22 protein-coding genes are annotated in these 24,027 nt (G+C 40.6%); 10 read left to right on the top strand and 12 right to left on the bottom strand.

What is annotated here, in order from left to right; translation table 11 throughout:
* Nucleotides 1-335: 335 nt before the first annotated feature.
* Nucleotides 336-596: a type II toxin-antitoxin system HicA family toxin gene (locus EHQ24_RS07430; RefSeq protein ID WP_135601042.1), complete on the top strand. Its 261-nt coding sequence runs from the start codon at nt 336-338 to the stop codon at nt 594-596.
* On the top strand, nt 593-946 hold the full coding sequence (locus EHQ24_RS07425) for a type II toxin-antitoxin system HicB family antitoxin (RefSeq protein WP_135601041.1): 354 nt from the start codon (nt 593-595) through the stop codon (nt 944-946). Before EHQ24_RS07430 ends, EHQ24_RS07425 begins: the two co-directional genes overlap by 4 nt.
* A gap of 106 nt (nt 947-1,052) precedes the next feature.
* Here the strand turns inward: EHQ24_RS07425 and EHQ24_RS07420 are convergent, their stop codons facing one another.
* From EHQ24_RS07420 to EHQ24_RS07405, 4 genes are read right to left on the bottom strand one after another with little or no spacing between them, the layout of a single operon-like run.
* Nucleotides 1,053-1,895: a DMT family transporter gene (locus EHQ24_RS07420; RefSeq protein ID WP_341867237.1), complete on the bottom strand. Its 843-nt coding sequence runs from the start codon at nt 1,893-1,895 to the stop codon at nt 1,053-1,055.
* A 55-nt stretch (nt 1,896-1,950) separates the two neighbouring features.
* On the bottom strand, nt 1,951-2,433 hold the full coding sequence (locus EHQ24_RS07415) for a DUF2505 family protein (RefSeq protein ID WP_135601040.1): 483 nt from the start codon (nt 2,431-2,433) through the stop codon (nt 1,951-1,953).
* Nucleotides 2,433-3,197, bottom strand: coding sequence for a ferritin-like domain-containing protein (locus EHQ24_RS07410; RefSeq protein WP_135601039.1), 765 nt, complete (start codon nt 3,195-3,197; stop codon nt 2,433-2,435). The genes EHQ24_RS07415 and EHQ24_RS07410 overlap by 1 nt, the downstream gene beginning before the upstream one ends.
* 58 nt (nt 3,198-3,255) lie before the next feature.
* Nucleotides 3,256-3,924 carry a lysoplasmalogenase gene (locus EHQ24_RS07405; RefSeq protein ID WP_135601038.1) on the bottom strand — a complete coding sequence of 223 codons (669 nt, stop codon included), beginning with the start codon at nt 3,922-3,924 and terminating at the stop codon, nt 3,256-3,258.
* Nucleotides 3,925-3,989: 65 nt separating this feature from the next.
* On the opposite strand from EHQ24_RS07405, the gene EHQ24_RS07400 reads away from it, so the two are divergent.
* From EHQ24_RS07400 to meaB, 4 genes are all read left to right on the top strand, one after another.
* Nucleotides 3,990-4,298: a hypothetical protein gene (locus tag EHQ24_RS07400; RefSeq protein ID WP_244310330.1), complete on the top strand. Its 309-nt coding sequence runs from the start codon at nt 3,990-3,992 to the stop codon at nt 4,296-4,298.
* Nucleotide 4,299: 1 nt separating this feature from the next.
* A complete protein-coding gene (locus tag EHQ24_RS07395; protein ID WP_135601037.1) occupies nt 4,300-6,111 on the top strand; it encodes a methylmalonyl-CoA mutase family protein in 1,812 nt (603 codons plus the stop codon).
* A gap of 2 nt (nt 6,112-6,113) precedes the next feature.
* The gene (gene scpA, locus EHQ24_RS07390) at nt 6,114-8,252 is read left to right on the top strand and encodes a methylmalonyl-CoA mutase (protein WP_135601036.1); all 2,139 of its coding nucleotides are present in this window, start codon (nt 6,114-6,116) and stop codon (nt 8,250-8,252) included.
* Between the two features lie 97 nt (nt 8,253-8,349).
* On the top strand, nt 8,350-9,465 hold the full coding sequence (meaB, locus tag EHQ24_RS07385; protein ID WP_135601035.1) for a methylmalonyl Co-A mutase-associated GTPase MeaB: 1,116 nt from the start codon (nt 8,350-8,352) through the stop codon (nt 9,463-9,465).
* A gap of 464 nt (nt 9,466-9,929) precedes the next feature.
* On the opposite strand, the gene EHQ24_RS07380 is transcribed toward meaB, so the two are convergent.
* From EHQ24_RS07380 to EHQ24_RS07360, 5 genes are all read right to left on the bottom strand, one after another.
* Nucleotides 9,930-10,568 (bottom strand): response regulator transcription factor, encoded by a 639-nt coding sequence (locus EHQ24_RS07380; RefSeq protein ID WP_135601034.1) that lies wholly within the window; start codon nt 10,566-10,568, stop codon nt 9,930-9,932.
* A complete protein-coding gene (locus EHQ24_RS07375; protein WP_135601033.1) occupies nt 10,565-11,809 on the bottom strand; it encodes a sensor histidine kinase in 1,245 nt (414 codons plus the stop codon). The genes EHQ24_RS07380 and EHQ24_RS07375 overlap by 4 nt, the downstream gene beginning before the upstream one ends.
* A gap of 50 nt (nt 11,810-11,859) precedes the next feature.
* A complete protein-coding gene (locus EHQ24_RS07370) occupies nt 11,860-12,222 on the bottom strand; it encodes a PilZ domain-containing protein (RefSeq protein WP_135601032.1) in 363 nt (120 codons plus the stop codon).
* A 73-nt stretch (nt 12,223-12,295) separates the two neighbouring features.
* A complete protein-coding gene (locus EHQ24_RS07365; protein WP_135601031.1) occupies nt 12,296-15,499 on the bottom strand; it encodes an efflux RND transporter permease subunit in 3,204 nt (1,067 codons plus the stop codon).
* A gap of 12 nt (nt 15,500-15,511) precedes the next feature.
* Complete coding sequence (locus EHQ24_RS07360; protein WP_135601030.1) at nt 15,512-17,392, bottom strand: hypothetical protein; 1,881 nt, start codon at nt 17,390-17,392, stop codon at nt 15,512-15,514.
* A gap of 106 nt (nt 17,393-17,498) precedes the next feature.
* Between EHQ24_RS07360 and EHQ24_RS07355 the strand changes: the two genes are divergently transcribed.
* The 3 genes from EHQ24_RS07355 to EHQ24_RS07345 are packed head-to-tail and all read left to right on the top strand — an operon-like array spanning nt 17,499 to nt 21,228.
* Nucleotides 17,499-18,158, top strand: coding sequence for a MotA/TolQ/ExbB proton channel family protein (locus EHQ24_RS07355; protein ID WP_135601029.1), 660 nt, complete (start codon nt 17,499-17,501; stop codon nt 18,156-18,158).
* A 15-nt stretch (nt 18,159-18,173) separates the two neighbouring features.
* Nucleotides 18,174-18,815: an energy transducer TonB gene (locus EHQ24_RS07350; protein WP_135601028.1), complete on the top strand. Its 642-nt coding sequence runs from the start codon at nt 18,174-18,176 to the stop codon at nt 18,813-18,815.
* A 1-nt stretch (nt 18,816) separates the two neighbouring features.
* Nucleotides 18,817-21,228 (top strand): fibronectin type III domain-containing protein, encoded by a 2,412-nt coding sequence (locus EHQ24_RS07345; protein ID WP_135601027.1) that lies wholly within the window; start codon nt 18,817-18,819, stop codon nt 21,226-21,228.
* 48 nt (nt 21,229-21,276) lie between these two features.
* On the opposite strand, the gene EHQ24_RS07340 is transcribed toward EHQ24_RS07345, so the two are convergent.
* Complete coding sequence (locus EHQ24_RS07340) at nt 21,277-21,678, bottom strand: acyl-CoA thioesterase (protein ID WP_135601026.1); 402 nt, start codon at nt 21,676-21,678, stop codon at nt 21,277-21,279.
* A gap of 102 nt (nt 21,679-21,780) precedes the next feature.
* On the opposite strand from EHQ24_RS07340, the gene EHQ24_RS07335 reads away from it, so the two are divergent.
* The gene (locus tag EHQ24_RS07335) at nt 21,781-22,371 is read left to right on the top strand and encodes a TetR/AcrR family transcriptional regulator (protein ID WP_135601025.1); all 591 of its coding nucleotides are present in this window, start codon (nt 21,781-21,783) and stop codon (nt 22,369-22,371) included.
* Here EHQ24_RS07335 and EHQ24_RS19475 read toward each other — a convergent pair.
* The gene (locus EHQ24_RS19475; protein WP_135601024.1) at nt 22,361-22,618 is read right to left on the bottom strand and encodes an LA_0364 family Cys-rich lipoprotein; all 258 of its coding nucleotides are present in this window, start codon (nt 22,616-22,618) and stop codon (nt 22,361-22,363) included. The two genes, EHQ24_RS07335 and EHQ24_RS19475, sit on opposite strands and share 11 nt — an antisense overlap.
* On the bottom strand, nt 22,615-24,027 hold the full coding sequence (locus EHQ24_RS07325; protein ID WP_135601023.1) for a UTP--glucose-1-phosphate uridylyltransferase: 1,413 nt from the start codon (nt 24,025-24,027) through the stop codon (nt 22,615-22,617). The genes EHQ24_RS19475 and EHQ24_RS07325 overlap by 4 nt, the downstream gene beginning before the upstream one ends.

Below are 24,027 nucleotides of genomic sequence, written 5' to 3'. Positions count from 1 at the left end.
CGAGTATCAAACCAGACAATGTAGCTTCCGGGCGCCTCGCCAATGTATATCTGTTCTCATATATTTTCCATTAGGCGATCCCGCTGTCCGCTCCAATCTTTCGCTTTGCGAAAGGATTTCCGCTACCATCGGTGGCGCGGGAGCAAACCATTCACCAAATTTAATTGCACATTTGGCTGAAATTTTCCCATATTCGGAACATGTTTTTTCACTTGGGATAGAATCTTCCGATGAAGTCATATGAAAAATAACGTCTGAAAAAAATATTCCGTAAAGATTAAGCAGTAACTATTTTTTAGTTGCAAATTTATCAACTATTTGTAACTTGAGAGCAAGTGGCCAAAAAAGATAAAATTTTAGCCAGATTATTATCTAAACCTAAAGATTTCACATATGATGAACTTAGAAAACTTTTAAATGGTTTTGATTATATAGAAGACAATTCAGGAAAATCTTCAGGATCAAGGGTAGCATGGATACACGAAAAAGGAAAACATGTGATTCGGCTTCACAAACCGCATCCTGGCAATATATTAAAATCATACCAAATTAATCAAATTATAAATGAACTAAAATCTGAAGGGTATATAGAATGAAAGATCTAATGGAATATAAAGGATATCTTGGTTCAGTGCATTTTGACTCGGAAGATGAAATTTTCTATGGAAAAATCGAAGGAATTGAAGATCTAGTTTCATTTGAGGGAAAATCTGTAAATGAAATCAAAAAGGCGTTCATCGAATCGGTTAATGACTATCTAGAATTATGTATTAAAGCAAAGAAAGATCCAGAAAAATCTTTTAAAGGTTCTTTCAATGTAAGAATACCATCTGAACTTCACAGAAGAGCATATCGAAAATCGTTAATAGAAGGAATTTCTTTAAATCAATTTGTTCAAAAAGCAATAGAAAAAGAAATTAAAGATGAAGGAGCTCATGTCGCATAACAGCGACTAACCGTTTCGTTACTTAAAGAAAATAGATCCTCAATCCAATCATTTACAAAAAATCCAGAAGCAGGAATTCTATTTTTAGTCTAAAGGTATCGACTACTCATCCTCCTTCCTTTCCACTCTCTGCTTGTTTGCGAAATACTTCTAAAATCGCACAAAATAAAATAACTCCGCCACCTAACCAAAGTCTATCGGGTGGTACCTCACCTAAAAAATACCATGCCGCCAAACTTCCGTATATGGGGCTTAGAGTAGACAAGGTTCCTGCCGTGGTCACAGACAAATTCGATAAACTACGAATCCACATAGTATGAGCAAACGAAGTAAACACTCCGGCAAGAACCACTTGAAACAACAAGTATTTGGGTTCTGCGAGCATCACAAAAAGTCCATTGGCAAAAGGAAGAAGCACAAGGCTTGTGGCGATCAGTTGTGTGAAAAGGATTTGGGAACTTGGGTAATGCACATGCATTTCTTTGGTGAGTAAGTTACGAATGGCATAAAGAACTGCAGAGACAACTCCCCAAACCACCCCTTGGAACATTTGGTTGCCCCAAGAAAGATCTGGAACAATGAGAAAAAGTCCAAAAAAAGAAAAAAGGGCTAAAAAGAAAGCAAAAGGTTCTGGTCTTTTACCACCAAACAATGGTTCTAGGATAGCAGAAAATACGGGATAGGTGAAAAGTGACAACATCCCTACAGCCACTGTCGAAACCTGGATGGAATGAAAATACGTAACCCAATGGAGGGCAAATAAAATCCCAATCCCAAAAACAAAGGCAAAATCCTTAAAACTCCGGTAAGATACCGATTTACCACGAAGCCAAAAGAAAAGACCGAGTAAGATGACAGAAAATAAAGCCCTACCAGAAATAATCGTAACTGCAGGGAAAGGAAGGAGTTTGGCAAACAAAGTGACGTTCCCCATAATGAGGATCGTCAAATTGAGCTCTAGGACAGAACGTAAGAGATGAGGAGAAGAAGATTTCACTTCTTCCTTAGGATTCAACCCCCAAAAATTTGGCGATGGATTTTCTGTCTTTTTCCAAACTATGTTTGTGAATTTCTTCAATGGCCTTCTCCACGATAGGAGAAACAAATAGAAGACTAGAAATCACATCCACATCATAAGAACGTTTGGATTCTGACCCATCCGCCTCATATTTACTTTTGCCTTTGATCACAAATACATTGTCCTTCCCTGGCGGAGAGATTTTGAATTCGTGGGTGTTGGTAGTAATGTCAAAAGTGGATTCCTCCAAAAGGGAAAGATCGTTCAGCGCAGCGGAAAGTACAGCGGGCATCGACCCTTCCAAACTCACCTTTCGTTTTTGGCGAATGATATTCCCCTCTTTCGTTTCTTCTAGTAGAGTTACATTTTTAAGGTCAGGGAACTGATCCAAATGTTTGTATCTCTCCTCTCTTGCGTGAAGGAGTTTTTCAAGGGAAACGGGAAATGTATGTGTTACTTGGTATTTCACTATTTTTTCTTACCTTTTTTCTTCGCAGGTTTTGATTTTTTAGCCGCTTTTTTGACGGCTTTTTTCACTGCATTTTTCGCAACCGTTTTCACCGACTTCTTGTTAGCTGGTTTTGCTACTGGTTTAGAAGTTTTTTTAGCCGAAGGTTTTGCTTTTGCCGTTTTTGGTTTCGGAGTCGATGCGGATACTTTTGGTTTTGATGCGGATTTTGAAGAACGATTGACTTGTTCCATCAGCTCCTCATCTTCCCAATAAAAAACTTGGTCGGCCGGTGTGGACTGTTCCATTGCCATAGCTTGTGCTTCTAAAAGTGAGTTATTGGACTCGTTAAAGTTTGCTAACTTTTGAAATAACAAATTGATTTTTGGATCTTGGAATTTGTTACGAATGGTTGCATAAAAATTACGAGCATCTTCCCCTTCTCGGATGGCAAGTTCCAATGCTTTTCTTTCATCTGCTTTGACTTCTTCGTTTTTGTTTCGATCCAAACGATCCATAACCTTTTGGATGGTCGATGAATGGAACTTCTCAATTTCGGAAAGTTGTTTTAGGTTGGGGAGTTCTTTCCCTTCCGCACCTTTATAAATTTCTTTGATGAATTTGATGTGCTCATCACCATCTAACGCAAGTTGGCTGAACAATTCTCTGATTTGACCTTCAGGCAGACTTTCTGAGAGTTTAAGATAAAATTTAAAACATTGAACCTCATGTTCAATGGCAGCAGCAACTGCTTCGATAAAGGATGTTTTTTTTAGTGATTTCATAATCCCATTCCCTGGTTATTCAAAACCATAGATACGATACTCGCGACTTATAAGTGAATCAAGTATTTTTCACCGAACGAACATCCAACTCTTCCAACTTTGTGGCAGAGTAAATGAGCACTTGGGCAATATAATAAGTGATCATAATTCCCATAGATGCCGTGAATCTGTCCATTTCTGGTTTTAGAAACATAGAATATGCGATTAAAGAATCGGAGAGAATAAACACAAGTGCACCAAGGAGGCCAAGATAAAATGGTTTGGACACAGAATTTCTGGCAGCCGCTCGCCAACCCATGAGGCAAATCGCAGAAATATAAACACCTACCGGAATGAGAAGTGATCCAAGTTTTGGAACCAAAACCAAAAAGAAGGAACTACCAAAAAGTAAAAACGGAACCGCTAGGATTGGTTTGATTTTGGAGTCCAAAGTGAAGGCATAGGAATAAATCAATTGTGCGATGAGAAAGGAACCAAGTCCAAACACAAAAAATCCTTCTTTGGGGAGAGCAAGAAAACTATCTCCAAAAAGAGAAAACACAAGACCCACAGCCACCAATTTCCCACGTTTTTCCAAACTCGGAAAGTAACGGAATAATGCTACGATCAGAATGAGGATCGGGATGATTTTTGACGGGAGATAAAAAACATCCTGTTTTGTGATCGTAGCGATCGCAAAAAGATGCACAATAGAATAGAGAACAAACAAAACAATTTCTTTAGCCATATTTCTTACTTTACAGGGAGATCATTCTCGAGATTTCATCAGATGAAAGCCCGAGTGATCAGCCTATGAAACAAACACGACCCTTGTCCATCCTTTTCTTAATCTGTCTCTTATGGAGCCAAAGTTTGTCCGCAAGAGAAGTGCCCTCTGGTGGCGAAATGTTAATCGATTTGATTGTGGCAAGACCCATGGGCCTTGCAGGTACCGTTCTAGGAACCGCCGCATTTATCGTTGCCACCCCTTTCACACTGTTATCAGGAACATTTATACAAACAGGAAAACGTCTCGTCGTTTATCCAGCTAAATTCACCTTCACACGTGCGTTAGGTGACTTTCCTGGATATATGGAAGATTACCAAATCGTAGAGGAATAAATTGAACGAATTTTTATTTTCAGACTTCGCTGAAGTTTCCACTGAGGATTGGAAAAACCAAATCCTCAAAGATCTAAAAGGGAACCCTTGGGACAAAGTCACTTGGGAAACAGAAGAAGGTTTCAAAATCGAACCCTTCTACCGCAAAGAAGATATCACAGACCTCCCCCGAGTTTACAAACGAACCAACGGTTGGTTGGTCACAGAAACAATAACTTCTGAATCCGAACTGACTGACCTTCCCAAAAAAGGGGCCGATGCTGTGGTTCTTGTTGGGAATGGGCAAACGGGAAAACCATCAGGATTAAAAATCACTTCCTCTGGAGATTTAGAAAGATTGGCGGGTCTTACGGGGAATTTACCTTTGGTGGTTTCTCTCGGGAACCAAACTGCCGGTTTTTCCGAATCTCTTAAAAAACTCAGTTCTTCGCATAACATTGTACTCGGTGACTTCGACCCTTATGGCTCTGCTCTAAAAGATGGGGAACTAGGAATTGAAGAAAACACAATTGGAAAAACTTTCTCTTCGCTTGCGGGAACCAAAGGATTTGCCGGTATTGGCGTTCACAGCTATTATTTGCGTGATGCCGGTGCCTCCATTGGCCAAGAACTTTCTTACTCCCTATCATGGGGAGTGGATTATTTAAACCGCCATCTTGATGCCGGTGTGGCAATCGAAGATGCTGCCGCAAACATTTGGTTTTGGATGGGGATTGGTTCCGACTACTTCACGGAAATTGCAAAATTTCGCGCCTTCCGTATCCTCTGGACAGAAATCTTAAATGCTTACAAACCAGGACTTGGAGAATCGATCCCGGCGCTCATCGTAGCAAGGACATCCAATTTCCAATTCACGGCCTATGACCCACATGTGAATATGTTACGAGGAACCACTGCTGCCATGTCTGCCGTAATGGGTGGGGCTGACTTTGTTTCTGTCTTGCCATTTGATTCCGAATACTCCACACAACAAGAGTTAGGCAAACGAATTGCGAGGAATTCACAACTCCTTCTCCGTTACGAGTCTTACCTTGATAAGGTAGAAGACCCAGCAGCTGGATCTTATTATTTAGAAGTCCTCACGAAAAAATTAGCGGAATCTGCCTGGGCAAAATTCCAGGGTTTGGAGAAAGATGGAGGGTTTGGAGAGGCTTTAAAAAAAGGTTCCATCCAAAAAGATATCGCTGATCGGGCCGACAAAAAAAGAAACGCCCTCGCTACGAAAAAAGAAATTTTACTCGGAACAAACCAATACCCTCTCCCTTCCGAAAGGCATCCAGAACTCGTATCTTCTTTGCAAGAAACTTCAAAACTGAAAACCACAGAGAATAAGTCCGCTTACACTCGTTTGGTTCCAGTCCGTCTTTCCTACGAATTTGATAAATGGAGAAATCTCACAGATGCCCATGTAGCAGCAGGTAAAAAACTTCCAAAAATATTTTTACTTACTATTGGGGATCTCACCATGCGAAAAGCACGCGCTGGTTTTAGTTCCAATTTCCTCGGTTGCCTTGGATATGAAATTGTAGACAACATAGGATTTACCTCTGTCAAGGAAGGAGTCGCGAAGGCCAAAGAACAGGGATGTGAAATCGTTGTCCTTTGTTCGTCTGACGAAGAGTATGCGACTTACCTTCCCGAATTTGCCGCGGAAATGAAATCCCAACTCGCCAATTCTTGGAAACTCCTCGCTGGATATCCAAAAGATCTCATCTCCCAAGCAGAATCACTCGGGATCGACGACTTCATCCATATGAAACGAAACATCGTGGAATTTATGGAAAAAGCCCAAACCAAATGGATCGGGAAATAAACATGAACAAACCCAATTTTGCAAATACTCCTCTTTCTTTCAGTTCCGGGAAACCAGATCCCAAGTCCATTTCCCTTTGGCAAACAGCAGAAGGAATCTCCATCCAATCTCGTTATGCGAAAACGGATTTGGAAGGAATGGAACATCTAAACTATGCGGCAGGGATTCCTCCTTACCTACGTGGCCCTTATTCCACGATGTATGTGAACAAACCTTGGACTGTCCGCCAATACGCTGGGTTTTCCACTGCTGAAGAATCCAATGCATTTTATCGTAGAAACTTAGCTGCTGGACAAAAGGGACTATCTGTTGCCTTTGACCTTGCCACCCACCGTGGTTACGACTCTGACCATGACCGTGTAGTAGGAGACGTGGGGAAAGCCGGTGTGGCCATCGATTCGGTTCTGGATATGAAGATCCTCTTCGACCAAATCCCTCTGGACCAAATGTCTGTTTCCATGACTATGAATGGAGCCGTCATTCCAGTGCTTGCTTTCTACATTGTGGCGGCAGAAGAACAAGGAGTTTCCAAAGACAAACTCTCTGGAACCATCCAAAATGATATTTTGAAAGAGTTTATGGTGCGTAACACTTACATTTACCCACCGAAACATTCCATGAAAATCATTGCCGATATCTTTGGTTATACTTCCAAGTACATGCCTAAGTTTAATTCCATTTCCATTTCTGGATACCATATGCAAGAAGCGGGCGCTACGGCAGACTTAGAACTTGCCTATACACTCGCCGATGGATGGGAATACATCAAAACAGGAATTGCATCTGGGCTTTCCGTGGATGAGTTTGCCCCTCGCCTATCTTTTTTCTGGGCAATTGGAATGAACCATTTTATGGAGATTGCTAAGATGCGTGCAGGAAGACTTCTTTGGGCAAAGATCGTAAACCAGTTCCAACCCAAATCCACTAAGTCACTCGCACTCAGAACTCATTGCCAAACCTCTGGTTGGTCACTCACCGAACAGGATCCTTTCAACAACGTAGGAAGGACTTGTATCGAAGCGATGGCAGCGGCTCTTGGTCACACACAGTCCTTACATACAAATGCACTCGATGAAGCCATTGCCCTTCCTACTGACTTCTCAGCGAGGATTGCAAGAAATACACAAATTTATCTCCAAGAAGAAACTAACATCCACCGAGTCATCGACCCTTGGGGTGGTTCTTTCTATGTAGAAAAACTCACAAACGATTTAGTCCATAAAGCTTGGGCCCTTATCACCGAAGTACAAAAGTTAGGTGGAATGGCAGAAGCAATCGAAACTGGAATTCCTAAGATGCGAATTGAAGAAGCATCGGCAAGAAAACAAGCCCGTATCGATTCTGGAAAGGATGTGATTGTTGGGGTCAACCGGTTCCGTCTGGATAAGGAAGCCCCTCTTGATATTTTAGACATTGATAACACTGCCGTTCGGATTGCCCAAATCAAACGTTTGGAACAAATGAAAAAAGATCGGGATAGTTCTGCCGTAGAAGCCGCGTTAAACGCCATTACCAAATGTGCTGAAACGGGTGAAGGGAACCTTCTCGAACTCGCAGTGGATGCCGCACGAAAACGTGCTTCTCTTGGTGAAATTTCTTATGCTATGGAAAAAGTATTTGGGAGGTACAAGGCTGTGATTCGTTCTATCTCTGGAGTGTATTCCTCTGAAATTTCCGAAGACAAAGGCTATTTAGAAGCAAGAGACCTTGCAGATGAATTTGCCAAATTAGAAGGCCGTCGTCCACGGATCATGGTTGCCAAAATGGGCCAAGATGGACACGACCGTGGTGCCAAGGTTATCTCCACTAGTTTTGCGGATATGGGCTTTGACGTTGATATCGGGCCACTTTTCCAAACACCAGCGGAAGTCGCCAAACAGGTAGTAGAGAATGACTGCCATATCTTGGGAGTATCTTCCCTTGCTGCCGGTCACAAAACTCTCGTCCCACAAGTGATTGAAGAGTTAAAAAAACTGGGAGCAGAAGATGTACTCGTGGTTGTGGGTGGGGTAATTCCTGCCCAAGACTACGACTTCCTCTACAAATCGGGTGCAACGGCAATTTTTGGACCAGGGACTGTGATTTCAGAAGCTGCCAAACAAATTCTGAACATCCTTCTTGGTGAAAGAAGAGCTGCCTAAGTTCTAAATTAAACAAGAGACTTATCCCACCAAACACCGATTTGCTGGAATTTATCAGTGGATCGGTGTTTATTAGGATCTTTTACAAAAAATCAATATGGAAACACCAAACGAGGACATTGGCAAAAAGAAAGAGGATTCCGGTAAAACGAATCCAAAGTCGGCCCTTTCTGTCAATCCAGGTGTGGCCGATGCCCCAGCCATTTCTCCTTACATCCGTGACCAAAGAAAAACACTTACTCGCAAAGAAATTTCCGTAGCCGAACTTGCCGAAGGGATTCTTTCTGGAAACCGCACCCATCTCTCCAAAGCCATCACACTTGTGGAAAGTAATTTAGAAGTCCATAATGACAAAGCCCAAGCCATCTTAGAACTTGTGATGCCAAAAGTGGGAAATTCCATTCGGATTGGGATCACAGGTGTTCCCGGCGTTGGTAAATCTACCTTTATCGAAAGTTTTGGAAGTTACCTTCTAGAACAAAATCATAAATTGGCCGTCCTTGCCATTGACCCGAGTAGCCAAAGAACCAAAGGTTCCATTCTCGGTGACAAAACAAGGATGGAGATTCTTTCCAAATCAGAAAATGCCTTCATCCGCCCTTCACCTAGCAGTGGTTCTTTGGGAGGAGTCGCAAGAAAAACAAGAGAGTCCATGTACCTTTGTGAAGCAGCCGGATTTGATACTATCATCATAGAAACTGTAGGTGTCGGACAATCCGAAACCCAAGTCCACTCCATGGTGGATTTCTTTTTATTACTCATGCTTGCCGGTGCGGGAGATGAACTCCAAGGAATCAAACGAGGAATTATGGAAATGGCAGATCTCATTGCCATCAATAAGGCCGACGGACAAAATGAACCTTTTGCGATGCGAGCTCGTGTGGAATACGAATCGGCCCTCCACCTTTTCCCTGCCCCAGAATCCAAATGGACACCTAGGGCCACCACTTGCAGTGGGATTGGCGGGAAAGGCATTGATGAAATTTGGAAACTGATTTTAGATTATATCTCTACAACAAAAACAAACGGATATTATGCGAAAAATCGGGAGAACCAAACTCGGATGTGGTTTGATGAAACTTTGAGAGAAGTCGTACTCGAACAATTTTTTATGCGCCCAGGCAAAAAAGAATCCATTTTGGAATCCGAAAAAAAGCTGATGGCGGGCCAATCCACTCTCTTAAAAGAAATCAAACACCTTATGGACAAATAAAAAAACACCACCGTGGCGGTCGCACACGATGGCGCTTGCATGGGCAAATAGATTGTCAAATGGAAATCGTTCGCTAGTACCAATCAAAGAATAGGAAAGACTGGCATACAGGATCTATTCTATCGGGGGATTAGGAAGTTGTCTATCTACCAAATGGTATAAAAATAAGGAGGGAGGGGGAGAAAGTAATCAAACCTAATTTAGGAAACGAGTTTTGGATTTTCTTACAGAATCCAATTCATTAAAAACACGAGAGCAAAGTAAACACCAAACCAGAGCACAAACCTAAGTTTGACCCAAAAGATAGAGATCCAATCGATGGACTCAGTTCGTGTTTGCATGTATTTGTGTGATTCGATCCTAGAATGATATCGAAAATCTTAGGATTTGTCCATTTACCAGATGGTATAAAAATCAGAATCGCAAATTAGGATCAAAAACTTACCAAACAATCCAAAATCCATTTAGAAAATTCCAAACTGACGGGCTTTTTTCACCATCTGCACTCTGGTATTGACTTGGAGTTTTTTATAGATCGTTTTGATTTGTTGGCGCACCGTACCCACAGTCGTTCCAAAAAGAGAAGCAATTTGGTGGGGACTATCCCCTTCCACAATGAGTTCCAAAACTTGCCTTTCTCTAGGAGTGAGTACTTCCACACCCACTCCTGAATCCAAGTTTGGTTGGGGTTTACGAAAACTTAACAAGACTTTTGCGGCGATGGAAGGTGAAATCACACTTCCCCCATCAAGTAAAGTTTGGATGGTATCATGAAGAGAGTCTAGTTCTGATTTCCAAATATAACCAGATGCCCCATTCCTAAGGGCAGAAAAAATGGCATCATCTGTTTGTAAGGAAGAAATCACTAAACTCTTTCGAGATTGAACGGTATGATAGGTTTTGAGGACATCAATCCCAGTCATGCCCGGTAGGCCAATGTCTAAAATTAGAAGATCCCATTCTTTGGCCGCATCCTCTGCCCAAAACTCTTCTGCTGAATTCCAAGTTTTTAAATGGAGTGATGGATTCTCTTCTAACACTCCACATAGGGATTGTAAAAAATCCAAATTGTCTTCGATGATACCTATGGAAATGAATTTCATAAATCAAAAAGCCCTATCGGAAGTTTCATATCAATTTTGTAAGGAGATTCTGTTATGAGAATTTTACCGTTAAGTGTTTTGATTCTTTGGTGTAACCCTCGTTCACCGATCCCAAAAAGGACACCTTCATCCCCATCATGGTTTTTAGTTTTCGTCCATTTTCCTGAGTTCTCCAAACTTTGTGACTCAGTAGAAAATTGAAATTCTAAGTGATCCAAATTTCGTTCGATCCTCCAAGTGGAAATCCCGTTCCCATACCTTAAATCATTGGTTGTGATTTCTTTAAAGATCTGAAGGATATGGTGGGCCATTTCTGGATCTCCTATTTTAATGATAGGATCTTCGCCGTGACCTACCCACTCTAAGTTAACATTCCGCCCTGCTAGTTTGTATCTTTTTTTGACGGATAATCCGATTCCGTCTAACAATGATTCCTGGAACAACTCTCTTTGGTCTTCTTCTTGAACTTGGGTGCGCAAAGATTGCAGTGCCGACTCGGAAAGTTGTTTTAATTTTTGTAATTGGATGTCTGTAATTTCTTTTGGAGTTTTTTCCAGTTTTTGCGTGAGTATCACCAAATCTGTCAGTTGGGAGCCCAAACTATCGTGGATGTCTTGGAAAAAAGTTCTTCGTTTTTCTTCCAACAACATCCCACGATAAGCTGCAATGTATCTGGTTCGAAACCACCAATGGTTTAAAAAGAAAGCCACTAAAAACAAAGGAAAAATGGTAGACATCTCTCTCCAAGTTTCCAGTGGAATCACTGTTTGGTTGGCAAAATACACTCTGATGATGTATATCAAAAGAACAATCGACCATTCTAATATGTACTGCCAAACAAGGCCCGGATAAAAGAAAGAAGAAGTAGCCAGTAAAGCAGTGATGGTTAACCAATTCCTAGGGTCAAAATAAGGAATGGTGGGATCATGGAATCCTGTTTCAATCTCCACCAGAACCAAAAGAAAAAAAGTCAAACGAACAAGGATAGGAGCAATTCCAAAGAACCTCCTAAAAAAGAAGGAAGTCAAAACTAAAATGACACTGAGTACAAGTTGGATAGCAGAAAGAATACAATTGGTTTGGTCAGGGGTATTCCACTCCAAATAAACACTTTGGATATAAGCCAAACAATAAGCTAGTCCCAGGAAATATAGTTTACTAATAATTTCTGAATAAACAGCGAGAAGAGAAATCGGTTCGAGAGGAATTCCTCGAAAAAACCCAGCTAACCTTTGTAACATACGAGTTCTACCGAATCACCGATGAATTGTGGGAAGTAGAAAAATTCAGGTTATACTTCTAATCGACTAATGTGTTCTAATAAAAGTTTTTCGTCATCGAGAAACAACTGGTTGAACTCGAGTCCAATTTCGTAGAATGCCCCTTCTCCGAACTCTTCCAAACGAACCACCTTTGCTTTAGGGTACAAAACGTACTTAACATCAGGAAATCGTAATTCTAATTCCAATCTCGTGCCAAGCGGCATGGGTTCTTTCGTTCGGAATAGAAGTCCGCCTTCAGAAATATCTTGGGATTCTCCTTCTCCCTTGTCTTTGGGTAAAAACTGTGCAGAGCCTGCGCCCGATTGGATCACTCGGTATGTGAGCTGGACTTTTTCGGAGATTCGTTTGTAAATTCGGCGTTCGCTGGACATGTAAGCAAGAGAACACCGAATTCAAAGTTTGGGCAAGTTTAAATTTATGCCCTAGAATCAGTAAGTTTTGAACTTAACCCTCTAAATCCTCTGGTCGAATTTCGTAATCAGGACGGAAAGCTCCCTCGATCTTTTCACGAAGACGGTCAATGTATCCAAACACAGCAGGCACCACAATGAGAGTGATGAGAGTGGAGAGGACAAGACCTCCGATGATCGCAATTCCCATGGCTGTTCTTGATTTAGAAGCCTCACCAATTCCAAGTGCAATTGGCAAAGTTCCTGCAATCATCGCAAGGGATGTCATTAAGATAGGACGGAGGCGTTTGGATCCCGCATCAAAGATGGCTTCATCTCTTGTCATTCCATGTTCTTTCATGGCAAGCATTGCATGGTCTACAAGAAGGATGGAGTTTTTGGCCACAAGTCCCATGAGAAGGATGAGTCCAATCATACTGAAAAGGTTTAACATCTCACCAGTCAAAGCAAGAGCAAAGAAAGCTCCCGAAATGGCCGGTGGAATCGCGAATAGAATCGTAATCGGTGTGATAAAGGATTCATATAGTGAAGCTAACACTAGATAGATGAAGATAAGAGCCATTCCAAAAGCAAGGATGATGTTTTGTAAAAGTTCCTTAAAATCTTCCGATTGGCCCACAAAGGAATAGGTAATCCCTGGAGGAGGCTGAAGTTTTTCTTTTAGAATTTTTGTCGCTGCCTCAGATGCCGATGCAATCGCTCCACCCGGTGCTAGGTTTGCGTTGATTGGAACCACTCGCGATCTGTCTTCTCTGATGATCCTTGCAGGAGAACTACTTTCTTTTCCTTCAGCAATGGCACTGAGTGGAATGAGACGGTTTTGGATGTTCGGCACACGAGTTTCAGAAAACGATCTTCGTAAATTTCGTTGGTCTTCTTTCAAACGAAGCCTTACATCATACTCGATTCCATTTTCTAAATACTTAGCCACTTCCCCACCTTCAATATGGTAACGAAGTTCGGCCCCCATAACACCAGCGACCACACCCACGGTTTGCATTTTCGCACGGTTTGGAACTACTTGGAATTCTGGTTTTCCTGTTCGGTACGTTGTGTCCACGTCTGTAAGGTCAGGAATTTTTCGTAATTCTTCCATGACTTTAAACGAATACGCTTCCAAATCTTTTAGGTTTTCACCTTTTAAGTTTAAGTTAAATGGATATTGAACCCCACCACCTATCGCCGAATAGTCGTTCACCTTAGGTCTTGCTTGTGGGTATTGTTTTAAAAATTCACGAACCTGGTCTTTGACATCCCCTGTCGTACGTTTTCGATATTCGGAAGGGAGAAGTGCCACACCAATGGTCGCAATATTGGATTCTCCATCACTGTTACCAACAACGGTTGCGAGAAGGTCCATCTCAGGCACAAATTGGATGATGGCATTTTGAATGTCTTCTACCACTTCCGTAGTTCCTTGTAAGGAAGTTCCCGGCGGCATCTCTACGTTCACCATAAACTCACCTTGGTCGTTTGCTGGTAAGAAGGTTTTTTTCACAAATGCAAGTGAGAAAATACTAGTAACTAATGTGAGAAAAGTTAGTAGAATGACTGCCCATGGTTTTTTTAGGGCAAAGTTCATGATGATTCCGTACATTCTGTCCAGAAAATCTTGGAACTTATCGAAGTTACGTAATACGATGTTTTTCTTTTTATGGATGTCTGTTTTTCCTGCAAAATAAGCAGATAACATTGGTGCAACGGTCAATCCATCAAATAGGGAAATGATCATCGCAAAAACAACGGTAAATCCAAACTGTTTGAAAAACTGACCGACAATCCCTGATAAAAATCCAATCGGAAGGAATACCGCAATCACTGTTAAGGAAGTTCCAATCACAGCAAGAGTTACCTCTTCTGTTCCTTTCCTTGCGGCAACAATGACAGATTCCCCTTCTTCTAGTTTCCGGAAGATATTTTCCCTGACCACAATGGCATCATCCACAAGGAGTCCCACGGCAAGGGAAAGTGCAAGAAGAGTCATTACGTTCATGGTAAAACCCATGGCATACATAATGATAAAGGCACCTAACATTGAGTTTGGTAAGGCCATACCCGTAATAAGAGTCGAACGAATGTTCCCAAGGAAAAGATACACAACAATAACAGCGAGTAAAATCCCGAGAATGATGGCGATGGTAACGTCTTCAATATTGGCACGAATCCATTTGGATCCATCGCGGATGAGAATGACTTTTGGGGCACCTTTTAAGTCTTTGATCTGTTCATTAATGGAATCAATTTTTCCAAGAATTCCATCGGCCACTTCTACGGTATTGGCTCCGGATTGTTTGTAAACATCCAGAAAGAGAGCTTTCTTTTGTACTCTTTCTTTTTTGGGAGGTTCGTATTTAAAAAGAAGTTTTCCAATAACAGATGGTTCTTCGTGTTCTTCTGTTTTTACAGGAGCATACAACATACCTACTGTTTGGCGGTCTTGTAAAGTATCCTTAACTTGGCCTAAATCCTTAACAAGTACTCCTCGTCCAAATTCCCCACCAAAGGATACCACTGTGTTTTCGATTTGAGATAAGGATTCGTATTTGGCAACAGTTCGAAAAGATGTTTCTTTGTCCCCACCTTCTACCTTTCCCGCGGGAATATTAACTCCGGAGTTTTTGATTTGGTTTCCAATCGCAAGGGCTGGGACTTGGTAGGAATTGATTTTGTTACGATCCAGTTCGATGTGGATTTCCCGGCGTGAACCACCAATGATTTTTACAGCGCCCACGTTGTTGACTTGTTCTAACTTGGTTTTGATTTTTTCTTTTGCCAAATCATAAAGTTCCCCTTCTGGTAAGTCTGCAAAAAGGGAAATCCTCATGATGGGTTGGTCTGATGGATCAAACCTTTGGACAAGTGGTTCTTTCGAAGATTCGGGGAAGAGTGGTTTGACGCGAGCTGTTTTGTCCCGAACTTGTTGTTCGGCGTATTTGATGTCTGTTGTGAGATTGAACTCAGCAAAGACCATCGAAATCCCTTCTTGGTTTCTGGATGTGATCCGTTTCAATCCAGAGATGGAACTGAGTTCCTCTTCCAAAGGTTTGGATATGGAAGTTTCAATTTCTTCCGGGCCTGCACCTGGATACACAGTCGAAACGACAACAAAGGGAATATTGATGTCAGGGAAAAGATCAACACCAATTCGTTTCAAAGAAATAAATCCCGTAATCACCATAATGATGACCAACGAAGATATAAAAATGGGACGTTTGATGGAAAAAGAAGCTATACTCATAATACCCTTTCTTTATTTGAGCAATTTATATTCTTGAAGGCAGGCAATGCCAGAACTTTCTCTATAAGTAGACAGTAATGTTGATTTACTATTCAAGGTTTTTGTACGATTTTCAAATTTTTCTTCGACAAAACTATCAGGACAAACATCGCTTAATAAAAGAACGGAATCAAAATCGGTCCATTCTTTCCAACGATATTTGTTATCATTTCGAACCATACCTTGTTTATAAGTTTTTAGTTTCATCGCAAGATCGAAATCTGATGCGAGCACCCGACCTCGAGAACTATACTTTTCTTCAAAATGGAAGGCATTGATCAAAATGTATTTTTTCTCAGGTGATATCTGTTCGGCGATCTCTCTTGCTGGTTGGAAATCACCGGCATTCATCCCACGGTAACAAAACATTTTTTTCTCAAAAAAATTCCCAGAAAGAATTCCTTGAGAATACAATGAATTTGAAAACACAAAAATAGCGGTGAGTAAAAATACGGAAACAGAAGTGATTTTTTCTATTTTTGTCTCAGCTAACTCGTACAAACGCAAGATCCAAAGGAAACTCACAAGCCCGATGGCAGGGATAAACTGCAATACATGCCTTGGTTGTTTATTTCCCGTTGTCAGTTCTAAAATAAGAAGTTCCAAAAATAAAACAAGAGTTCCTGCAAGGAGTGGATCTTTTAGCTTAGATTGGAATTTGATTCCACTTCGTAATACGAAATAAAGAAGAGAAAGAACTGCAAACACAATGAGAGTGCGAAACCCCCAAATAAAATCAAATACCCCAGGTACAGAAGGATCCAGGCCTGGTTCCGTCCAAAGAGTTAAGAAAAAACTTCTTGTGTATGCATTCACAATCATTTGGGCATCGATGAGAGCATTCACCCGGTCAGGATTCATAAATAACCAAAGAAAAGCCGGAAATACTGCATAAACCCAAAGAACCACTACCGTTTTCGGAAATATTTTTTTGATTTCATCCCTTTTACGGAAAAAATAAATAGAAAGATCCACAAACAAAACAAAGGTGATTCCAAACATAAACTGTTTGAACCCTTTTTGGTTGAGATTGATTTTTGTGACCACTCGTAGAACTGGCAAAGAAAACACCATAAGCACTACAAAAACTAAATAGACTAATCGAATCCCTTTCGCATAATGTTTTAATAAGTAAAACAAAGCATCTTTGTAAAGACTGGGAGATCTTAAAAGTTCATAGGCGAAACATGCCATAAAAAACAAAATCCCATACGGGTATTTTGTAAAATAAAATCCAAACAAAGAAAATAGAACTAACAACTTTGTTGTGGAATCAATTTCTCTTTCACGGTTGTCTACATCATACAAACGATAAATGGCATAAACAGAAAACAAAAGAAAAAACATGGATTGCGTTTCTAACATGGAAGAAAGTGAATAGGCAGGCACTTCTCCGGTTTGGATGGTGAGGATCAAAATAAGACCAGAAAGAAGTCCTGACCAAAATAGTGACTTTGTTATGCGAAAAACAATATAAACCAGAGCTGGATATACTAAAATCAAAAACAAAAGCCCTAAAAAAGAATCCCTATAGGTTTCATAAGCGTCAATTGGCAAGTAGAGAGTAACAAAAGTTAAAATAGAGCGGAGAGGTGGCCAAGTCGGACTTTCCAAAAATGGCATCACTGCTTTGAAAAAACTTCCCGTACGAAAATCTACATACTGGTCTAGGACTTGGTTCAGTCGGATATTTTCATCCCAAGACAAAAAATCTTTGTTGGGACAGAGATTGAGAAAAGTCTCCCAAGATTTCGTAGCATAGAACACTACCAACGAAACACCTAAAACGATAAAAATGAGCCCAAAAAAACTGGGAAGAATGTTTTTTGCCTTCATACCAACCTTTGGAATCATTCTTTCTTTAGGGTCGACTATGAGGCAACCGAAGTTCTTTTTCCGCAATTTTTCTCTTTGATTGTTGTCCAAGGTAAAGAATTCTGTCCGTTAGAAGGTTCCTAAAATGCAAGATTTCGTAGACCTTGGGGAAAAAATCATATTCCTCGTTATGTTACTCGCGAGTATTCTCGCGATTGCCGTATTTATCGAAAGGTTCATTGTTTATAAACGTAATTTTAACAAAGAATCAGAGTCATTTCTCGATTCACTCACTCTTCTCATCCGCCATAGAGACCTAAAAGGCACTGAAAAATTATTAGAGTCCCACCCCATGGAAAATTCCTATTCAAGGTTCATCCATTTCGTTTTAGAACGGGAAAAGGAAAATCATAAGGGTCTTATGGAGCTCATGGAAGGAAAAATTCTCAAAGAACGTTTGAGTTTAGAGGAAAGACTTCCTATCTTAAACACTCTTGGAAATAACGCACCCTTCATTGGTCTTTTGGGAACGGTTCTTGGTGTGATCAAAGCATTTTACGGACTGGGTACACTTGGGAATTCGGGAGCAGAAGTTGTGATGCGTAGTATCTCCACTGCCCTACTAGCAACTGCTGCGGGTCTTGCGGTAGCCATTCCTGTGGTGATTGCCAATAACTACTTCACTCGGAAAATGAAACTTGTTCTTGGCCATTTGGAAATTTTATCCAAAGAAATCCATGCTAGTTTTGTCACGAGCGGGAAACACAACCAATCTTCTAGTTCGACACCTAACATCCATCACTAATAAGATCATAACATTATGAAATCATATACATTATCTTTGCAATACAAACTGAGAAGGTTTGGACTCTTTCGAGCCAGTCTTTTCGCCTCAGTTGGGTTGCATGTATTTTGTTATTTGATTTATTTTATACTCACACTTCCGAGTAACGCAGCCTTCCAAGAAACTTCGATGGAAGATATGGATGTTTCTTTTGAAGAAATTCCTCCAGAACTTCTGGGTGGAACTTCGAGCCCGGCTCCTGTTGAAAAACAAGAGTGGGTGGAAGGATCAAACAAAGATGCGGAAGAAAAACCAGATAATTCTGATTTGAATCCCAACCAACTTTCAGGCAATGGAACGGATAAAGATGGATATTTGTTTTCTTTCAATGGAGATAGACCTCCTACCCCCATCATTGATTTTGATTTGAAAGCCTATTTTCCGGAAGCAGCAAAAGCAGCTAATATCAGTCAAAGGACTGTGATTGTGATGGTGCAAGTGGATGAACACGGTGTCCTCCAAGGTGTTAAAGTTGTTTCAGGTAGAGCGGGTTATGGGTTTGATGAAGCCGCCATTCGCATCATCCAAAGAGCCCGGTTTTCCCCTGGATATGACAAAGGAAAACCAACAAGGATGGCTCATAGACTGCCTATCAGTTTTGATTTAGAAGAGGATTGATATGTTACGGAAAACCAAACATCGAATTGCGATTGGAACCATTTTTATTGTTGTTTCGCTTATGATCGCCGGGTTCCAATCCAAACCCATTACCGGAAAAACAGAATCCAAATCCTCTGCTAGAAAACCAGGCCTTATCCCCGATCCATTTGAATTATACCAAAGTATTCCACCATTTCGCTCCGAACTGGTAAGTTCTGATTTACCAGGAAACTTTGATTTTTCTATTGAATTTCCAACACCCGCTGACCAAGGCACTTACAAAGATAACGTTGGGTATACAGTCGGTTATGGACTCATCTCTTATTTAGAAGCCCAAAAAAAAGGGATTCGTAATCTATCCTCATTAGGGCCTACTTCCGCAAATGGACAAAAACAATTATACTCACCTAACTTTATTTATAACCAACTAAATAGTGGGAAAGACCAAGCAGTTTCCTTATTGGATGGATTGGTGCTCGCTGAAAGTCGAGGTTCTGTATCCTTACAACAAATGAACGAATCCTCATCTAGTTTTAGGACTAGGCCCAAAGCAGATATTGTTGAGGTAGGTCGAAAGGCAAGACTACGCAGGATTTATAGAGTTGAACCACATGACCTAACTTCAATTAAACTGGCGTTAGCAGAAAAACGGCCTGTTCTCATTGGGTATTTGGTTTATGAGAATTTTAGAGATCCAAAACCTGACTCTATTTTTGAAAAGGGGACTGGCGAAATATTAGGTGCCCAGTCTCTTGTCCTTTTGGGTTATAACGACAAAAAGAAAGCATTTAAGGTATGGAATACTTGGGGAACTACGTGGGGTGACCAAGGGTATTTATGGATCTCCTACGACACTTTTCCCATGTATACAAAATCAGCCTATGTTGCTGATTCAGAAACTGAAAACGAACTCCTAACTCAGAATAGACTAAATGATGCATTGGAATCTTTAGAATACGGCGAACACAATCTATTCCCACCCAAAGAAGTATTTGCCTCTCGAGGTGATTTTTCTGATCGGATACGGATCAGTTGGTCTAGAGAAAAACGTGCTATTGGATACGAAGTCTACCGTAAACGTAAAATCGACAGTAAATACCAACTGGTGGGACTTTCGAAACAAGCTTTTTTTGAAGACTTTGGAATCCAAAAAGGTGTGGCATACAATTATCGTGTGGCAAGTTTAGATGAAAACTTCCTTTCTAAAGCATCAATCGACTCAAACGATGGTTATGCGGTTGATCCAACAAAACCTGCCGGAATATTACCAGTGACAAATCTCCATGCTGTGGTCGCACCAACCAATGATCGCATTTTATTGGAATGGGATCCGCAGCCAATCTCCACAACTTATACAGTTTATAAATGGAATCCCACAGCAAGGATCTACCGATTTTTAGGTAAAACTGAAAAAACATCGTATATTGATTTAAAAGCCAGTCGTAACGGTGATAGCGAAATTTACCAAGTCATTCCCGAAAGAAACCAACTCATTGGCGAATCTAGTTATTATGTTTCTGCCCATTTGGATCCATCGGAAGTTTTAAAACCGAGACCAAAAAATCTAACCGCATCGAAAGGATCCTACGCTGGTGTAACCATTTTACAATGGGAAGGATCGCCGAGTGCTGTCTCTTACCATATCTTTCGAAAAACTAATGGGGCTTGGAAACAAATTGCATCTACAACTGACCTACAATTCAAAGATGATACCTCTTATGAAAAGGAATCGTTTTATGCTGTGGCATCTGAATTTGAAGGTGGATTGTTTAGCCTGCCTTCAGAACCAGACATTGGGTTCCCCTCTCTCGTAGCAGGAAGGTCACTCGGAATCAAATCTCCTGAACTGAACGTTTCAGAGAACAGAAAAACAAGCGAATTTATATTCACTTGGAATGGGATCCCCAAGGTAACTTCTTATAAAATTTACATGCGTAAAAAAAATGATTCGGAGTGGAGTCTTGTCAAAGAAACCTCCGAAACAAATTTTAAATTACAAAATCTAACAAAAAACCAATTTTATTTTTTTGCCATCCAATCTGTTTCCAAAGGGATTGGTGAAAGTTTATTTTCAAAACCTGTCACGTCGGTCATTTCCGATACAGTGGTTGATATTAAAAAAGTAAAAACCTTTGGTGAGTCCGCAATACAAAAGTTTATTGGCCCTTGGACAGCAATGTACTGGGATGGGAAAAACAAAGTGAAACCAGTTCGATTGACCATTGAAGCGGAAGATGTAGAAGGAAATATCATCATGAAGTGGAATGAAAACGAAATTTTTCGCGGTAAAAATATTGTAGATTCTGATCTTCTAGAAGAAAAAGGAAAATGGAAAATCAAACTATCTCCTAACTACGAATCTTTGTCAGGTGAGTTTGAAGATAAAATTTTAGTTCCAGAGAAAAGTCAACTTTCCTTCATTCGCGAATAAAAAAGGACTCACCTATTCGGTGAGTTTATTCTATTTTGGTCTTTTCAACTAATCCACTCTAAACTTTTCTAAAAAAGTATCAGGAAGTTTCCAAGGTCTGTTTTTTTCAAAATCAAAGAACAAAGCCGAAAATATTGCCGCGCAAACAAGAGCTCCGTCAGAAACACGAAACATGTTTTGAATGACCTTCCCTTTAATTTTCGACATATCTTGAAATCCCGTTTCAATGCGAACCCTATCTGGATGATGGAGGGGTTTGTGGTAAGATAACTCAGCTTTTACCATCACCGGGCCTACTTTTTTTTCACGCATTTCCTGGATTGAGAATCCTTCGTTTTCAAGAGCTTGGATTCGTGCTTCATCAAAATAAGTCTGGTACACGCCGTTATTTACGTGGCCATTGGCGTCCATGTGAGACCAGAGGATGGGGATTTCGGTGATGTGGGGCATGGTGTTAGGTTCATGCAGACCGTTCTGTCTGTAAATCATAAAAACAGACAGAACGGTTCGTAAGTATTGACACACCCTCCCCCTCCGCCACACCCTGATCCAATGAAAGGCTCTCCCCGACACCGCATCCTCGAAATCGCCAAAAAACGATTTTACCAACAAGGATACTACCATACAGGTATCAACCAACTCATCCGCGAATCGGGAACTGCCAAAGCTTCTTTCTATGACCATTACCCCTCCAAACGGGATTTAGGAATTCGAGTCATCCAATCTTATGGAGCCGATGTCCTTCTTTGGTTTCGGCAAATTCTAAGGGAATCCCATACCCCCGATGATTTTATAACCCAACTCTCCCAAGCTGTAACTATCCAGATGCATGAAGATGCCTCTTATTACCAAGGCTGTCCCATTGCTATATTTTCGTGCCAATTCCCTGTCGGAGAACAACCGTTTAGTGATGAATTTAAATCCATTGCTTTCCGATGGGAGACCCTATTTGCAGTGTATATAGGTAAATGGCAAGCGAGTGATTTTTTGGAAGATAAAATTGATGCGATGGAAATGGCGAGAGACTTAATCAACCTTTATGAAGGAGCCCTTATCAACTGGAGGATTTCCTTAAATGAAGTTTATATCAAACGAATGTTAGTTCATATGAAACAGATTTTTGACTTTGGAGCTAAAAAATAGTTCCACTTTCGCAATTTTTGCGACAAGTTTTTTCTAATCCTATACAACTGCCAACAATAGCCGTTAAGTCTATGGAGCTGTATTCAGGACTATTCGTAGATATTTTATAAAACGCGTCATTTCGCAAAAAACAATCTCCTTCAATCGTAGAACATTTGTTACGATCATAACAGGCCGACCGAAACGAAAATGGTGACCCACACTGAAGGAAAAAAAACAAAAAACTAATGATGATGTTTAATTTCATAAGGAAATGGTTTCGTTTTGAAATTCCTTTCTTCCAATGGAAGAAATAGTTTTTAAGACACCCGATTGGTTCAGAAATTTTACTTTCCCTTTGATTGTAATCGGCGTATCAAACAGAATTTCGCCAGTCACCACTAACTCTTCACAATGCAGAAGAGATGGATATTGCAAAAATAAAGAATCAAACTGATGAATTTTTTTATAATAGGTTTCGTCCAGTTGGACTAAAATTTCACCAAGCCCGGAAGCCTTTCTTTCCTTTGTCATGGTAAGAGAAAAGTCTGGGTTAAGAATATAAGCATCCGAACGGCGAATCAAATAATCCTCTGTTTTTTTCACTGGAGCAAATCGATCTCTAGGAATAATGATTCCTTTAAACTTAGGAAAATTGCCCACAGCACTTCCCATAGCTGTTTCCAATTGGATCACTGACCTTCCTTCCACTTGTTTGGGATTGACAATGAGAGAAAGTGAAAAGTTTCCTTGGTTAAATCTTTCTTTTAGAGCACGAAGATTGATCCAAAGATTGTTAGTAGAAAAAGTTCGAAATTTTCCAAGCCCACTGAATTCATTTTCATGTTCTTTAGGAACTTGTGCTGTTTCCAAAAGTTCATACTTGATAAACTTACCACCGACTATTTTTCGATAGATGGCCCCACCTTTTTTATCGGCGAGAGTTTTTGGAGTCATCTCCATAGCAAAATGGATATTTTCTTTCAAAAGATAACTGACAATATGTGGATCAACAGTGGCTCCTAAATTATCTCCATTGGATAAGAAGGCGATTTCAAATCCTTTGGAAAGTAATTCATCCAAAATCCCTTCTTGCACCATTGTAAAATAGATATCACCATGTCCTGGCGGGCACCAATTTTCTTTTTCATTTTTATTTTGGATGGGAGCAAATGTTTCTGCATCTAACCTAGGGACTTTGTTTTGTAAAAAACTTGTGCGAAGAGATTGTTTGAATCCATTTTTTTCTAATTCTATTTGTGAATCTTTTTGAGTGTTATAAGAGTCCATAAAAAGCAAAGGGACTGCCACTCCATACTCAGAACGGATGTATTCAATTTGTTTTGCCATGACAGCGAGAAAAGACATGGAACCTTTGATCGGGATGAGGGACTTTGCTTTGTCGAGACCCATACTGGTTCCAAGCCCTCCATTGAGTTTGATCACAACTAACTTGGATAACAAACTGAGGTCAGTTGGATAAGCAGAGTGAATGGACTCTAAAGGGATTTCATCGGTTTTAGGGTCTAAATCCCCCACTTCTTCCCAATTGACAATTCCTGTTTCTCCGTTTCTCACCGCATCAACTTTGGTAATAAAATCGGCGATGAATGCATCCGTAAGACCAGCGGCCTTCATAGTATCTTTGATGAGTTGGTCCGATTTCTGTTTGTCCAT

It is taken from the genome of Leptospira noumeaensis (genome assembly GCF_004770765.1).
Taxonomy (GTDB): Bacteria; Spirochaetota; Leptospiria; order Leptospirales; family Leptospiraceae; genus Leptospira_A; species Leptospira_A noumeaensis.
Note: the sequence above shows the minus strand (reverse complement) of the source record. Positions and strands in the feature narration are given on the sequence as shown.

Excerpts from the sequence above, each read along its gene's own strand:
- EHQ24_RS07405 (WP_135601038.1), bottom strand. The coding sequence starts at position 3,924 with ATGGCTAAAGAAATTGTTTTGTTTGTTCTCTATTCTATTGTGCATCTT.
- EHQ24_RS07370 (WP_135601032.1), bottom strand. The coding sequence starts at position 12,222 with ATGTCCAGCGAACGCCGAATTTACAAACGAATCTCCGAAAAAGTCCAG.
- EHQ24_RS07340 (WP_135601026.1), bottom strand. The coding sequence starts at position 21,678 with ATGCCCCACATCACCGAAATCCCCATCCTCTGGTCTCACATGGACGCC.
- scpA (WP_135601036.1), top strand. The coding sequence starts at position 6,114 with ATGAACAAACCCAATTTTGCAAATACTCCTCTTTCTTTCAGTTCCGGG.
- EHQ24_RS07345 (WP_135601027.1), top strand. The coding sequence starts at position 18,817 with ATGTTACGGAAAACCAAACATCGAATTGCGATTGGAACCATTTTTATT.
- EHQ24_RS07380 (WP_135601034.1), bottom strand. The coding sequence starts at position 10,568 with ATGAAATTCATTTCCATAGGTATCATCGAAGACAATTTGGATTTTTTA.
- EHQ24_RS07325 (WP_135601023.1), bottom strand. The coding sequence starts at position 24,027 with ATGGACAAACAGAAATCGGACCAACTCATCAAAGATACTATGAAGGCC.
- EHQ24_RS07425 (WP_135601041.1), top strand. The coding sequence starts at position 593 with ATGAAAGATCTAATGGAATATAAAGGATATCTTGGTTCAGTGCATTTT.
- EHQ24_RS07365 (WP_135601031.1), bottom strand. The coding sequence starts at position 15,499 with ATGAGTATAGCTTCTTTTTCCATCAAACGTCCCATTTTTATATCTTCG.
- EHQ24_RS07350 (WP_135601028.1), top strand. The coding sequence starts at position 18,174 with ATGAAATCATATACATTATCTTTGCAATACAAACTGAGAAGGTTTGGA.
- EHQ24_RS07410 (WP_135601039.1), bottom strand. The coding sequence starts at position 3,197 with ATGAAATCACTAAAAAAAACATCCTTTATCGAAGCAGTTGCTGCTGCC.
- EHQ24_RS07375 (WP_135601033.1), bottom strand. The coding sequence starts at position 11,809 with ATGTTACAAAGGTTAGCTGGGTTTTTTCGAGGAATTCCTCTCGAACCG.
- EHQ24_RS19475 (WP_135601024.1), bottom strand. The coding sequence starts at position 22,618 with ATGAAATTAAACATCATCATTAGTTTTTTGTTTTTTTTCCTTCAGTGT.
- EHQ24_RS07400 (WP_244310330.1), top strand. The coding sequence starts at position 3,990 with ATGAAACAAACACGACCCTTGTCCATCCTTTTCTTAATCTGTCTCTTA.
- EHQ24_RS07360 (WP_135601030.1), bottom strand. The coding sequence starts at position 17,392 with ATGATTCCAAAGGTTGGTATGAAGGCAAAAAACATTCTTCCCAGTTTT.
- meaB (WP_135601035.1), top strand. The coding sequence starts at position 8,350 with ATGGAAACACCAAACGAGGACATTGGCAAAAAGAAAGAGGATTCCGGT.
- EHQ24_RS07335 (WP_135601025.1), top strand. The coding sequence starts at position 21,781 with ATGAAAGGCTCTCCCCGACACCGCATCCTCGAAATCGCCAAAAAACGA.
- EHQ24_RS07355 (WP_135601029.1), top strand. The coding sequence starts at position 17,499 with ATGCAAGATTTCGTAGACCTTGGGGAAAAAATCATATTCCTCGTTATG.